Origin of the sequence: Saccharopolyspora gloriosae, from assembly GCF_014203325.1 — a bacterium.
Taxonomy (GTDB): domain Bacteria; phylum Actinomycetota; class Actinomycetes; order Mycobacteriales; family Pseudonocardiaceae; genus Saccharopolyspora_C; species Saccharopolyspora_C gloriosae.
On record NZ_JACHIV010000001.1, the window covers coordinates 413,569 to 427,404 of the forward strand.

Sequence of the window (13,836 nt, forward strand, 5' to 3'; positions counted from 1 at the left end):
GCCCGCCGGGCACTCGCGGGAGCGCACATCTGGGGGAAGGAGTACCGCGCTGAGATGGGTTTCACCGCGGATCCGAAGAGCATCGGTGACTTCGCCAGCAGTCTTGGTGAACGCGTCAGCGACGCCAACAAGGCCGTCGACTACGTCGAGGAGTGGATCAGTTTCGGCTACTCCGAGGGGCGCATGTTCGTCACGGCGGTCGAGGCGGCAGAGGACGCGAAGGCGGCCTTGACCGCCAACTACCGGAAGTTGGCGGAATTGCAGCGAACCGCGTCCTCCGAGGTGGACAAGGCCGCGCAGTTCTACCGGGACACCGACAGCGACCAAGCCGAGCGGCTCGACCGCTCCTACGAATGAGAATCAGAGGTTTCCGCGATGGGGGATTCACCTGCGTCGGTGCTGACCGCGCCGACGCCGTCCGATCCGATACCCGACCTGGTCGAGAACGTGCTCGGGGCGAGCCAGTACATCAGCTTGTCCTACTGGGTCGGTCAGGCCGCGGACATGGTGTGCGGGACGAATCCGTGGGCCTGGGTCGCCGAGCAGTTCGCCGGTGACTGGGAAACCGTGCAGAAGGCCGGGGTGGCGCTGGAGAACTTGGCCGAGTTCAACGTCGAGTTCGCCCGTGCCAACACCACCGGGATGGACGGGGTCGCGCACGACTGGACGGGTATCGCAGCCGACGGTGCTGCCGCCTACTTCGGTGAGTTGAGCAAGGCGATCAGCGCGCAGGAAGAGACGTTGCGCCAGCTCTCCTCGCAGTTCAACGACATGGCGGTCGGCATGTACGAGGCCGCGAACTCGATCAAGAGCTTCCTCGAGATGTTGTTGGACCTGCTGATCGCGATGGGCCTGGAACTCGCCGCCGCGGCTGCGAGCAGCTGGACCGTCATCGGCCCGGTCCTGTCCGGGGCGGCGTTCGCGGCGACCTTGACCAAGGCGATGGGGGTGTGGGGTCAGGCACTGCAGGCGCACACGATCGCGTGGAACGCCGCCCAGGGTTTCGTCGGCCTGGTCGCGGGCTACGCCACCGCGCTGCGGGACCTGGACCAGCACGAGCTGCCCGAATCCGGCTACCACCACCCCGGGGTGTGACGTGCGGGAAGAGGACGAGGCCACGCTCGACGTGGCGCGTGGCGACGTGGCGTTGTCGAAGCACCTGAAGAACTCGCTGGGCGTGCTGCGGGACAAGGTCGACGACCCGAACTTCAAGCGTCTGGTCGACGACGTGCTGGCCGGGAAGCAGGGGCTTCGGGACGCGTTCACCTCGGATGCTTTCTCGGCCGCGCTCGACCCGCTGGTCCGCAAAGGTGCGGAGGACTACGACAAGCTCTCCGAGCAGGAACGCTCCGAGCTGGCCAAGACCGGCGAGCAGCAGTTCGCCGAACTGCGCGAGCAGGAGCGGACCGCGGCACCGCCGAACCGGTCGCGTCCCGAGGTGCCGGAGGAGGACGAGGACTTCAGCCAGCGAAGCTGGCTCGAATGATCCCCTCGCGCGCGGACGTGCCTGCGTCGGCTGCGTCAGCGACCGGGCGCACCTGACGGGCAGGTCTCGGCTCGAGGGGCGAGCAGCACGAACCCGGCAGGTCCGCCCCGGGAAGCACGGTGCTGGAGATGATCGGCGAGGGCTGGCCGCGGCTGCTCTCGGACCTCAAGACCCTGCTAGAGACCGGTGACGTCCTGCCGTTCGCTTGATCGGAACGGCGCTGTCGACGCTGATCACTTGATGGGGTGATCTGCGGGTTCGGTGCTGGATCGGCGGTTACCACCGCCGGTAGCATCGAGTCATGGATGCGGAGACGAACGGCGAAGGCGACCTGCGGACCCCTGCTCTGCAAGGGCGGAAGTTGCCCGAATTGGCGGATCGGCTGGCGGAGCTGCTCGACCGGTACCGGGCGGCGGATCCACCGCCGGGTATCGCCGATGTCGTGCTGCCCGCGGCGGCCGGTGAGATCCGGACGTCGGGTCGGGCGCGCAAGGTGAGCGTGTCGATCCCGGAGGACCTCACCGCGGCGGTGCAGCGCCGGGCCGGGCCGGGCGGGTTCAGCCAGTACGTCACGGACGCGGTGGCGCGACAGCTGGAACTGGACCTGCTCGCGGAGCTCGCCGACCTGATGGAGGGCGAACACGGCCCGGTTCCGGCGACGGCGTTGGCGGAGGCGAGGTGCGCATGGGCGGACCGCGAATAGCGGCGGGCGGAACGCTGATCTTGGACGGATCCGCGGTGGCCGAGCTCGCCGCGGGTGGTGCACGAGTCCGCGCGCATCTGGAGATCGCTCGTGAGCGCCGAGCGCGGGTGGTCATCAGCGCGGTGACGCTCGCCGAGTCGTTGCGCGGGGATGCGGTCGGGGCGGCGCTCGACGAGGTGCTCGCTCGGATCACTGTGCTGCCCGTGACTTCGGAGATCGCTCGACTCGCGGGAAAGCGCTCGGCCCGCGGACCGGGTGATCAGGCCGAACGGTCAGGTGTCGATGTGGATGCGCGGACCGAGTCCACAGTGGACGCCATCGTTGCGGCGACCGCACTGCGGTGCGCCCGTCCGGTCGTGCTGCTCACCGCGGTGCCCGAGGTGATGCGTCGCCTGCTCGCGGAACTTGCGGTGCTCGGGGAAGTCGAGCCGTCGGGGATGTCGGAGACCGCGAAAGTGCAGGCAGGAGAGGAGATTTTCATGGACGAACGCGGCGGCGGGGCGGTCCGGCGAGCGGGTCGGCCACGGGTGGCCATCGCGCAGGCGTGACCGGTGTTCGTGACCGATGTTGCCGCGTCAGATGATCGGTACCGGTTCAGGTCGTCTGACCACTGGTGTTGTGATCGAAAGTCTGCGTGGTCTTCGGTCGAATCAGCGGCCGCGTTGATCAAGCTGGCAGTGATTCACCTGGTCAGTGCCGCTGAAAGCCGAACAATCGCCGAAGTCGCCGGAACGCGGGAGATGCTGCGGCGAGTTGGCTTTCCGGCCGCAAAAGTCGGTAGGGTGGCGATCACTCCGGCCCTCTCGTCCACCGCGCGATCCATACCGAGCGCAGCCGTCCGCGCACAGCCTGTTGATCGTGATCAGTGCCACGCGCGACTGGCGTCACATTAGGGGGGGTCTGCGGAGTGTGTCCCACTCCAGTGGTGCGACCATGTCGGCATGGCTGGTAAATCCGAACCCACCCGGATTCTCATCCTCGGCGGCGGCTATGTAGGCATGTACACGGCACTTCAGCTTCAGTCGAAGCTGGGGCGTCGCGAAGCCTCCGTCACCGTGGTCGACCCTCAGCCGCACATGACCTACCAGCCCTTCCTTCCGGAAGCGGCAGCGGGCTCGGTCGAGCCTCGCCACGTGGTAGCGCCACTGCGACGAGTCCTGAAGCGGTGCCATGTGATCACCGCCAGTGTCACCGAGATCAAGCACGCCGATCAGGTCGTGACGATCGAGAACCCGCAGACAGGCCCCGAAGAGCTTGCCTACGACGTCCTCGTCGTGGCGCTCGGTTCGGTGTCCCGACTTCTGCCCATCCCCGGCCTGGCGGAACAAGGCATCAGCCTCAAGACCGTCGGTGAGGCCATCTACCTGCGCAACCACGTGCTGGCGAAGATGGACGCCGCGGCCAACACCTCCGACGAGGAGCTGCGCAAGCGGCTGCTCACCTTCACCTTCGTCGGCGGCGGATTCGCCGGCGCCGAGGCGTTGGCGGAGCTGGAGGACATGGCCCGCTACGCCACCCGCTACTACGAGTCCATCTCGCCGGAAGACATGCGGTGGGTCCTCGTCGAGGCCGCCGGGCGCGTGATGCCCGAGGTCAGCGAGAAGATGGGCGTCTACGTCGTTAAGGCCCTGGAAGAGCGCGGCATTCAGGTCTACCTGAACACCTTCCTGAAGTCCGTCGAGGGCGGGCACGCCATGCTCTCCGACGGGACCGAGTTCGACACCGACACCTTGGTGTGGAACGCGGGCGTCAAGGCGAACCCGGTGCTCAAGAACACCGACCTGCCGCTCGACGAGCGCGGCCGGATCAAGTCCACCTCGCACCTCCAGGTCGAAGGCCTGCCGGGCGTGTGGGCCGCCGGGGACTGCTCCGCGGTCCCGGACCTGTCGAAGATCGACGACGACCCGAACGCGACCTGCGCCCCGTCCGCGCAGCACGCGGTGCGCCAGGCCAACCAGCTCGGCAAGAACCTGCTGGCGAGCCTGCGCAACAAGCCCACCAAGGAGTACCGCCACGCCTACGCCGGTTCGGTGGCGGGCCTCGGGCTCTACAAGGGCGTCGCCGACGTCTACGGCTTCAAGGCCAAGGGCTTCATCGCGTGGTTCATGCACCGCACGTACCACGTGAGCCGGATGCCCACGTTCAACCGCAAGATGCGGATCGTCATCGACTGGACGCTGGCGTTCCTGTTCAAGCGGGAAGCCGTGTCGATGGGTCAGATCCAGAACCCGAAGGCCGACTTCGAGCGGGCCGCTGCGAGCTGATCCGCACTCCGAGTGATCACCGCGTGCTCCCTGAGCACGCGGTGATTCGCGTCCGAGTTGGGGACTGCTCCGTGCAGGCGATCAGGTGACCCGCTACCCTTGACAATGAGTAGCGAGTAATCGAAGACTGACGGGGCGTCTTCACCTGAAAGGATGCCTCACGTGGGGAAGGGGTGAATCCTTTGACTCTCCAGGAGTTAGCGGCTCTGCTGCGCAGCGGCGAAGTGCAGGACGGCCCGCTCGCCGATTTCGCGACCGAGTACCAGGCCGCGTCCGAGGTGTTCCGCAAGAAGGACGATTGACGCCGACCCGCATCACCGGCCACCGATGATCGCGGCATCGCAGGAGGACTGGGGCTATGACCGAGGGGGCGGACGACTTCGCGCACCCGTTCGGCCCCATCCCCGGCCCGTCCACCGCTGACTTCCGGCCCGGCCCGCTGCTGCTGCAGGGGCAGGACTACTTCTTCCGCTCCGACGACACCAGCCTCGACTTCCAGGAACGCGTGCACAGCGCGGACCTGGTCAACGACGGCGACGGTGACCCGATCCCGTGCGTGCTGGTGCTGGCGCGGGCCGCGGACATGGAGATGAACGAGCTGTCGCTCGCCCTGGCCGAGCGCGGCATCCGGATGGTCCGCATCGACGCCGACCGCTGCCTGGACATCGCGCTCACCGTCTACACCGACACCCCGCTGATCGAGTTCGAGCGCTGGCTGCTGCGGCCCGTCGTGGTGTGGCGGCGGCACTTCGACATCACCGCGCTGCCGGTCGACCCGACGACGGTGCACGGTGCCTACGTCCGCGAGCAGTGGCGCGCGGTGTCGAACTGGCTGTCCTGCCGGGCCGACTGGGAGCAGATCAATCCGGTGCGCTCCAGCTCGCACCTGGATCGGCTCACGCAGCTGCGCGACGCCACCGCGTTCGGTTTCCTGGTGCCGCGGACCGCGGTGACGACCCTGCCCGGGCGCAGCCGGCCGGGCGGTGGCCGGTGCATCGTCAAGACCGCCGGACACCACATGCTGGAGCCCGAACCCGGCGCGCTGCGCGGCCTTTTCCCGCGCCCGCTGGACATCCGCCACTCCGCCGAGGCCAGGGAGCCCGCGCCGGTGCTGGTGCAGCAGTTCGTGGACTCCGAGCACGAGATCCGCGCGTTCGTGGTGGGCGACGAGGTCATCGGCTACCGGGTGGACAAGCTCGACCCGGCGCAGCTGTGGGTGGATCCGGATTCGGTCGTGGTGGAGCGGATCGAACTGCCCTCCGGCCTGGTGACGCGGCTGCTGGCGCTGTGCCGGTTCTGGCGGCTGCACGTGGCCGCGTTCGACCTGCTGGCCACCGGTTCGGAGCACGTGTTCCTGGAGGTCAACGTCAACTGCGATTGGCGCTGGTTCGAGCACCGGGCCCAGGACGACGCGGTCTCCACCGCGGTGCACGCCTGGGTCGGGGAGCGGTTCGAGCACCTCGCCGCGTCCGCTCCGGCGCCGCGGTGGGACCGATGATCCGCGTCCGCGGTCGAGCACCGCGCGGACGGGGGCACGGCTTGCTCTGCTCGGCGGTTTTCGATCACCGGGAACCAGGTGCAGAGTCGGTGCGTCCGATCCGGCGACCGAGATCCGGCCCGGCGGTACCGAGCCGGCGTCCAGGACGCGCGTCCCCGGACGTGTGCTGAGGACCCAGCCCCCGTAGCCCAATTGGCAGAGGCAGACGACTTAAACTCGTCAGAGTGTCGGTTCGATCCCGACCGGGGGCACCACGAACCGCGCGTGCACCGCGCGGAACTCCGCGCCGCGCGGCGTGATCCGCGCCGGCTCGCCGGTCGCGCGGGATCCGCGTGCAGCGAACTCGCCGAGCCCCGGCCGCCGCCCACGAGAGGCCCGGTCCGGTCCCATTAGGGTCACTACTCCAAGTGATGCAACCGTTGCGCCCGTTCGGTCGTCGCCATTCTGCGGTGCGGTTTCGCCGTTCGGGTCGGGTCCGGTTTCCGGCAAGGCGGATACCCCGACCACCGTGGGTGGTCGGGGTATCTCCGCGTACTCTCGTGATCGTCGGTGGCGGTCGGTTCGATGCGGGTCGTGACGGGTCGGACTTCGCCTGCTATCGGCGAGGCCATGTGGTGTGGTGTGCCGCTGACGAAACCCCCAGGCACCTCAGCGGCACACCTCCCGCCACTTGACTGCTGTCCGGATCCTTCGGACGATTCGCGCGCTCGACCGTCCGTGGCCCGTTCGGCGCAGCATGTGACAGAGCATGGCAGGCAACGGAGCGGACGTGGACCAGCTCGCGTCCGGAGCTCGGTGAAGTACCTGCTCAACGGCGGGTACCGGATTTTCCGGTCCGGATCTGGACCGGAGGAGGACGGGGATGACGGACCGGAAAGCGGGAACTTCGGCGGCGGGCTCCGGCACTCGTGCGCTGTTCGCGGAACGGTTCGCCCTGCTCTACGTCACGGCCGGAGATCCACCGCTGAAGCGGGTCGCCGACGCCGTGGAACGGGTCCGGCGGCTCGACGAGCGGGGCAGGCCGATCCGTTCGACGGCCCAGCGGATCAGCGACTGGCGCCGGGGACGCAACGTGCCCGCCAGGTTCGCGGCCCTGTCGGTGGTGCTGGAGATCCTGATCGGCGAGGCGCGGAAGAACCAGCCGCAGCCCCCGGTGGACGGACTCTACGACCTGGCGGTGTGGCGGGCCCGGTGGGAGGAAGCGCTGACCAGCCCGCTGGCCGCGCCGGAGGCGCCACCTGCGGCCGAAACCGGTGAGACGAACGGGACTCGGCCGGACGGCGGCCTGCCGACCGACGAAGGGCTCTGCCCGTACCGCGGGCTGGCCGCGTTCCACGAGGGCGACTCCGGATGGTTCTTCGGCCGGGAACGCGCCACCACCACGCTGGTGGAGCGGCTCGCCACCGCGGCCGACGACGGCGGCATCACGATGCTCGTCGGCGCTTCGGGAGCGGGGAAGTCCTCGCTGCTGGGGGCGGGCCTGCTCCCAGCGCTGACCGGTGGGGCGCTGGCGGACCAGGGGTCCTCCTCGTGGCCGGTGCGGACGATGACGCCGGGCGAGGATCCGCTGCGCTCGCTGACCGAGCTGATCCCCGAGCTCAACGAGGTCCTGGCTGCAGCGGAGCGTGACGACGCGGAATCGGACGACGACGACTCCGACGCGGAATTCCGGTTCGCGGAGTCGGTGCGCGACGCGGTCGCCGGGCACGTGCGGGACGCGGTCGGTGACGAGGCCCGGCTGGTCCTGGTGGTGGACCAGTTCGAGGAGACGTTCACGGTGTGCCGGGACGAGCACCGGCGAGCCCTGTTCGTGCGGGTCCTGCAGGCCTGCTGCACCACGGGATTCGCGGGCGGCACCTCGCCGGGGCTGGTGGTGCTGGGGTTGCGCGCCGACTTCTACGCGCGGTGCCTGGACTTCCCCGAGCTCGCGGAAGCGCTGCAGCACCGGCAGATGGTGCTCGGCGCGATGACCGTCGCCGAACTGCGCAAAGCCATCACGGGCCCCGCGAAGGCCACCGGGCTGCAGATCGAACCGGGCCTGGTGGACGTGCTGCTGCGCGACCTCGGGGTGAGCGTGGGCCGCGCCTACGGCAAGCCGTCGCAGCGGGCGTACGACGCGGGGGCGCTGCCGCTGCTCTCACACGCGCTGCTGGTGACCTGGCAGCGCAGGCAGAGCGGCAAGCTCACCATCGCCGGGTACCGCGCGGCGGGCGGCATCCAAGGTGCGGTGGCCGCCACCGCGGAACGGGCGTGGGCGGAGCTCGCCGAGGACGGGCAGGCCGCGGCGCGGCAGGTGCTGCTGCGGCTGGTGCACGTCGGCGAGGACACCCAGGACACCCGTAGGCGCGCGACGTACGCGGAGATCGTCGAGCACGCCGAGAACCGCGAAGCGGCCCGGCAGGCGCTCAACGTGCTGACGGCGGCGCGGCTGGTGACGCTGGACTCCGAATCGGCCGAGATCAGCCACGAGGCGCTGCTGTACGCGTGGCCCCGGTTGCGCGGCTGGATCGACCAGGACCGCGCGGGGAACCTGGCGCGGCAGCGGCTGGAACGCGACGCGGAAGCGTGGCGCCAGGAAGATCGGGACGTCTCGCTGCTCTACCGCGGGGCGCGGCTGGAAACCGCCCGGCACTGGGCGGCGCAGGTGGATTCGGCGGAGCTCTCGGCGGTCAGCCACGAGTTCCTCGCCGCCTCGCTGCGGCACCTGCGCCGGACGGGCTGGTTCCGGCGGGCCACGGCGGCGGCGGTGTGCGTGTTCGCCGCGGTGGCCGCGGTGGCGGCGGTGCTGGCGGTCCGCGAGCGCGACGACGCCGAGTTCCGCCAGGTGCTCGCGCAGGCCGACCGGTTACAACCGGTCGATCCCTCCGCGGCGGCGAAGCTGGACCTGGTGGCCAAGCGGCTCCGGCCGGACGACCCGGCGGTGGACACCCGCCTGCTGTCCACCCAGAACTCCGCGCTGGGCACGCCGCTGCACGGGCACCAGAGCTCGATCTACCTGACCACGTTCAGCCCGGACGGCCGGACGCTCGTGACCGCCGGCTACGACCGGACCGTGCGGCTGTGGGACGTCACCGACCGGAACCGGCCGAAGGCCCTGGGCGAGCCGCTGCGGGACTTCGGCAGCTGGGTGACGTCGGCCGTGTTCAGCCCGGACGGGCGGACGCTGGCGGCGGCGGGCGACGACCACCGCGTCCGCCTCTACGACGTGGCCGATCCCGCTCGCCCGAAGCCGCTCGGAGCCCCGCTGAGCGCCGACGACGGCACGATCTACCTGATCGAGTTCAGCCCGGACGGGCGCACCCTGGCCACGGCGAACGAGAACAAGACCGCGCGGTTGTGGAACGTCGCCGACCCGGCCCACCCCGCACCGCTGGGCGGCCCGCTGACGGGGCACACCGCGCAGGTGCGGACCTTGGCCTACAGCCCGGACGGGCGGACGCTGGCGACCAGCGGTGACGACCGGACCATCCGGCTGTGGAACGTGGCCGACCCGGCTCGGCCGGTGCCGATCGGGGCGCCGCTGGAAGGGCACACCGAAGGCATGCACTCGGTGGCGTTCAGCCCGGACGGGCGGACGCTGGCCTCCGGCAGCGTCGACAAGACGATCCGGCTGTGGGACGTGCACGACCCGGGCGACGTGCGCCAGCTCGGGCCCGCCCTCATCGGGCACGACGCGCCGGTGTGGTCGGTGAAGTTCAGCCCGGACGGGCGGACGCTGGCCTCCGGCAGCGCGGACAGCTCGGCGTTGCTGTGGAACGTGACCGACCCGTCGAACGCGACGCAGATCGGGCAGAGCCTCAGCGCGGGCAGCAGCACGGTGTTCGCCGTCGGCTTCAGCCCGGACGGGCGCACGCTGGCCACCGGCGGCGACGACGGGGCAGTGCGGTTGTGGTCGGTGCCGGAGCAGGTCCTCGCCGGGCACAGCTCGAGCGTGAACGACGCGGTGTACCGCCCGGACGGCAAGGTCCTCATCACCGCGAGCGAAGACCGCACGGTGCAGGTGTGGGACACGACGAACCCGCGGCTGCCGCGTCCGCTGGGCGCTCCGCTGACGGTCTACTCCGGCCCGGTCGGTTCGGTGTACGCGGCGGCGTTCAGCCCGGACGGGCAGGTGCTGGCGACCGGCGGCGGAGCCGGGACGGTGCGGTTGTGGGACATGCGCGATCCGGCGGCGCCGAAACCGCTCGGCGCCCCGCTGGAGGTCGGCACCCGGTACATGGGGGAGGTGGCGTTCAGCCCGGACGGGCGGACGCTGGTCACCGGCAACGACGACCTCAGCGCCCAGCTGTGGAACGTCGAGGACCCGGCGCACCCGGTGCGGGTCGGGACTCCGCTGCTCGGGCACCGCGGCTACATCAACAGCGCCCGGTTCAGCCCGGACGGGCGGCTGCTGGCGACCGCCAGCAGCGACGGCACCGTCCGGTTGTGGAACGTCGCCGACCGGGAGCACCCCGCGCTCGTGGGGCGGCCGTGGGACATGGACGACTCGGCGACGTACTCCGCGGTGTTCAGCCCGGACGGGCGGACCCTCGCCACCACCGGTGGGGACAAGGCGGTGCGGCTGTGGAACATCGAGAACCCGGCCGCACCGGAAGAGCTCGGATCGCCGCTGCTCGGGCACTCCCAGAACGTCAAGTCGGCCGAGTTCAGCCCGGACGGCAAGACCCTGGCGACCGGTAGCGAGGACCGCACCGTCCGGTTGTGGAACGTCGAGGACCCCGAGCACGCCGAGCCGATCGGCATCTCGCTCAGCGCGCACCGCGCGGCGGTGCATTCGGTGGCGTTCAGCCCGAACGGCGGGTTCGTGGCGTCCGCCAGCGGCGACAACACCGCCTACCTGTGGGACCTCGACGTCGACCGGGCCGTGGAGCGGATCTGCGACACCACGCGGGGTGTGCTGACGCGCGCCCAGTGGGAGCAGATGATCCCGCAGGTACCGTACGCACCGCCGTGCGAGTGAGTTAGCGGCCGAACAGCCGCCGCACCCGATCGCCGAAGTCGAGCACCGTCTCGCGGCATTCCCGCAGCGCGTCGGGGTGCGTCCGGGTGTCGGCGAGCGCGGCGCGCCAGCCGTCCCCGGACACGACCGGCACGGGGTGGTGGAAGCCGAAGAACTTCGAGGCGAACGGATCGACGACCACGACCCGGCGGCGCATCAGGGTCGCCCAGTAGGCGCCGTGGTACGAGTTCGTCAGCACCGTCGCGCCGGAGGCGAGGAACGCCAGCGTTTCGCCCAGGTCGTGGTGCTGGTTGGTCAGCAGCGGCAACCCGTCGATGTCGGCGGGGAACGGGAGCTTCCGGTCGCGGTGGCGGTAGGCGACGATCTCGTGCCGCGGTTCACCGGGGTCGGCGAGCTGCGGCAGCAACGCGCTCACGCACGGCACCCACTCGTACGGGCCGGGCCCGGTCCGGTCGCGCAGGCCGACCAGGTCGAACCGGTCCAGGTACCCGGGGTCGGTGATGGTGTGGTGCTCGTTGTTGTTGTGCCCGGCGCCCCAGACGACGAGCTTCGGCGGGCGCAACCCCATCAGCTGGTCGAGCTGGCGGTCGAAGAACCCGGTGCCGATGAGCCCGCCGCCGCCGTAGATGACGTGGGCGTGGCGCAGCCGGTCCGCGTAGCGCGGGATGTCGTGCTCGATGTCGATCGTGGTGGCGTCGGCCAGCCACGGGAAGTGCTCGGGGTGGTTCGACGGCGGGCACGCCATGTCGCCGATGTTGTCCGGGTCGCGCCGATGCACAACGAAAATCTCGGTCATGGCTTGATTCTGGGGTCGGGGTCTTTTTGCCTTGGTGGTCGGGTGGCGGAACCTCAGCCGGTCTCTCGCTGCGAGATCTTTTTCCCGAGTGGCTCTCCGCCACGAGGGAAAAAGCTGTCCTCGCGAGAAGAACGCTGAGAACCCGCGGCGGTGCCGGTTGCTCTGGTGGTCGCTGCTCAGCGGCTTCGCCGCTGACAGGACTAGTGACAACGGCCGGCGTGGGCTCAGGCCGTGGTGGGGCGGGTTCGGGACTGGTGGATGAGGTCGGTGAGGACGGTGGGGAGTTCGGCCGCGTCGAGGTGGGTGCGCACGGCGGTGTGGTTGGCGTCGAGCCGTGCCTCCGTCGCGGCCGGGTCGCGCAGCAGCTCGGCGATGTCCGCCACGTCGTCGGGGGAGGGGACGTGCAGGCCGAGGGCGCGGAGTTCGTCGAGCACCGGGTACGGGCCCGCGACGACGAGCCGCCGGGCGGCGGCGGCCTCGGCGACCGGCAGGCCCCAGCCCTCCCACGTCGACGGCAGCAGCACCAGGTCGGATGCCGCGTACATGTCGGCCTGCTCGGCGACGTGGCCGCGCAGCGGACCGGGCGCGGCGGCGAGCGCGTCCGCCACCGGTCCGGCGGGAGCCGGGGTGGCGTCGGTGAGCCAGTAGCGCACCGGGGAATCCCACTGCCGGTCGAGGGCGCCGGCGAACGCGACGGCGCCGGGGATGTTCTTGTTCGGTCCCTCCACCCGAGCCGGGTGCACGATCAGCAGTTCGCCCGGTGCGACCCCGAGCCGCGAGCGGGTGCCGTCGCGGTCGCCGCCGCCGAGCCCGTCGACGTCGACGCGGTTGTGCACCACGCGCAGCGCCCCGGCCCGGTCCAGTTCGGGCCAGCGCTCCGCGAATTCGCGCGCGGTCCGCTCGTTGATCAGGACGTGCAGGTGCGCCGGGTGGTGCAGCGGCACGGTGTCGCCGTCGACCGCGCGCAGCGGGGTGCCCTGCCAAGCCGGGTCGTGGTGTCGCAGGATCACCGGGATCGCCGCGTCGAGCGCGTGCCGCTGCCAAGCGGCGGAGGCGTCGGGGGCGCTCCAGAGCGAACCCGCGTTGTCCAGCACCAGCAGGTCGTGCTCGGCGCAGAGCCGTCGGATCGTGCCGTGCGCGACGGGCGGCGGGTCGCCGCCGGGGCGGTCCGCCCACATGCCGGTGACCTCCACGTCACCCGGTTCGTGGTCGACGAAGTGGCCGGCGGCCCGGGTGACCCGATGCCCCAGGGAGCGCAATGCGGAGATCCACTTGGCGGCCTCGATGCTCACCCCGTCGAACCCGCCCAACCGGTGCGAGACCAGGCACACCCGCATGTTTCCTCCGTTGTCCGTCCGATGCCGGTGTCCAGCATGGAGTATTGCGATAGCAGCACGTAAAGGGTCTCGTCACCGGAACCTTGCGTACAGTCCGCCGCATGCGTCTTCTGGCAACGTTGGGGAGTCTGCGCGCGGTGATCACGGTGATGGTGGCCATCTCCGCCGTGCAGATGGGGCTGGTCGCCTTCGGCAACCTCACGGACTTCGGAACCAATGCGGAGTTCGTGCAGCACGTGTTCGCAATGGACACGACTTTCAATTCACCCGACGCGATGTGGCGGTCGATCACGCATCCCGGACTGGGGACGACCGCGTACATCCTGGTGATCGGATGGGAGGTTCTGATCTCGGTGGTGCTCATCGCGGCGCTCGTCGCGTGGGTCCGCCCGCACGCCGACGCGCGGGCCGTCGAACGCGCGCGGCAGCTGGCCAGCTTCGGCTGGCTGCTGGAGGTGCTGCTGTTCGGCGGCGGATTCATCGTCATCGGCGGTGAGTGGTTCATGATGTGGCAATCGGACAAGTGGAACGGTCTGCAGCCCGCGCTGCAGAACCTGATCATCGCGTCGATCGGTTTGCTGCTGGTTCACCTGCCGGACAAGGAGAAGGCCGCGGCCTGACCTTCGACGGCTCCACCGCGGCGGTCGTGCCGCGGTTTCCGCACTGGGGGCCGGGTGATCGTGGCAGGAGGGCCGCGATCACCCCGGCTCGAATCAGATTCGCCGGGGCTTTCCGGTCATTTCGGAATGCGGGCGCCGCTTTCGCGCGGAATTCGCCGCGCACCTGCGCGCG

At 70.3% G+C, this 13,836-nt stretch carries 11 protein-coding genes and 1 tRNA gene; 10 read left to right on the forward strand and 2 right to left on the reverse strand.

Going from position 1 to position 13,836, the window contains the following annotated elements:
• Positions 1-54 precede the first annotated feature (54 nt).
• The 9 genes from BJ969_RS01965 (at position 55) to BJ969_RS02010 (ending at position 10,911) form a co-directional block, all read left to right on the forward strand.
• Complete coding sequence (locus tag BJ969_RS01965; protein ID WP_184476729.1) at positions 55-357, forward strand: type VII secretion target; 303 nt, start codon at positions 55-57, stop codon at positions 355-357.
• Between the two features lie 18 nt (positions 358-375).
• Entirely contained in the window at positions 376-1,095 is a 720-nt protein-coding gene (locus BJ969_RS01970; protein WP_184476731.1) for a hypothetical protein, read from the forward strand.
• Between the two features lies 1 nt (position 1,096).
• Positions 1,097-1,486, forward strand: a complete 390-nt coding sequence (locus BJ969_RS01975; RefSeq protein ID WP_184476733.1) for a hypothetical protein — start codon at positions 1,097-1,099, stop codon at positions 1,484-1,486.
• Positions 1,487-1,787: 301 nt separating this feature from the next.
• Positions 1,788-2,189 carry a hypothetical protein gene (locus BJ969_RS01985; protein ID WP_184476735.1) on the forward strand — a complete coding sequence of 134 codons (402 nt, stop codon included), beginning with the start codon at positions 1,788-1,790 and terminating at the stop codon, positions 2,187-2,189.
• Positions 2,171-2,737, forward strand: coding sequence for a type II toxin-antitoxin system VapC family toxin (locus BJ969_RS01990; RefSeq protein WP_184476737.1), 567 nt, complete (start codon positions 2,171-2,173; stop codon positions 2,735-2,737). Before BJ969_RS01985 ends, BJ969_RS01990 begins: the two co-directional genes overlap by 19 nt.
• Positions 2,738-3,130: 393 nt before the next feature.
• The gene (locus BJ969_RS01995) at positions 3,131-4,453 is read left to right on the forward strand and encodes an NAD(P)/FAD-dependent oxidoreductase (RefSeq protein ID WP_184476739.1); all 1,323 of its coding nucleotides are present in this window, start codon (positions 3,131-3,133) and stop codon (positions 4,451-4,453) included.
• A 358-nt stretch (positions 4,454-4,811) separates the two neighbouring features.
• Positions 4,812-5,951: an ATP-grasp domain-containing protein gene (locus BJ969_RS02000; protein WP_184476741.1), complete on the forward strand. Its 1,140-nt coding sequence runs from the start codon at positions 4,812-4,814 to the stop codon at positions 5,949-5,951.
• A 177-nt stretch (positions 5,952-6,128) separates the two neighbouring features.
• A tRNA-Leu gene (locus tag BJ969_RS02005) sits at positions 6,129-6,205 on the forward strand.
• 608 nt (positions 6,206-6,813) lie between these two features.
• Positions 6,814-10,911: a WD40 repeat domain-containing protein gene (locus tag BJ969_RS02010; protein ID WP_184476743.1), complete on the forward strand. Its 4,098-nt coding sequence runs from the start codon at positions 6,814-6,816 to the stop codon at positions 10,909-10,911.
• A gap of 1 nt (position 10,912) precedes the next feature.
• Here BJ969_RS02010 and BJ969_RS02015 read toward each other — a convergent pair whose 3' ends face one another.
• Positions 10,913-11,707 (reverse strand): polysaccharide pyruvyl transferase family protein, encoded by a 795-nt coding sequence (locus tag BJ969_RS02015; RefSeq protein WP_184476746.1) that lies wholly within the window; start codon positions 11,705-11,707, stop codon positions 10,913-10,915.
• Between the two features lie 224 nt (positions 11,708-11,931).
• Positions 11,932-13,044 (reverse strand): glycosyltransferase, encoded by a 1,113-nt coding sequence (locus tag BJ969_RS02020; protein ID WP_184476748.1) that lies wholly within the window; start codon positions 13,042-13,044, stop codon positions 11,932-11,934.
• Between the two features lie 83 nt (positions 13,045-13,127).
• Between BJ969_RS02020 and BJ969_RS02025 the strand changes: the two genes are divergently transcribed.
• Positions 13,128-13,664 carry a DUF2165 domain-containing protein gene (locus BJ969_RS02025; protein ID WP_246456657.1) on the forward strand — a complete coding sequence of 179 codons (537 nt, stop codon included), beginning with the start codon at positions 13,128-13,130 and terminating at the stop codon, positions 13,662-13,664.
• Positions 13,665-13,836 lie beyond the last annotated feature (172 nt).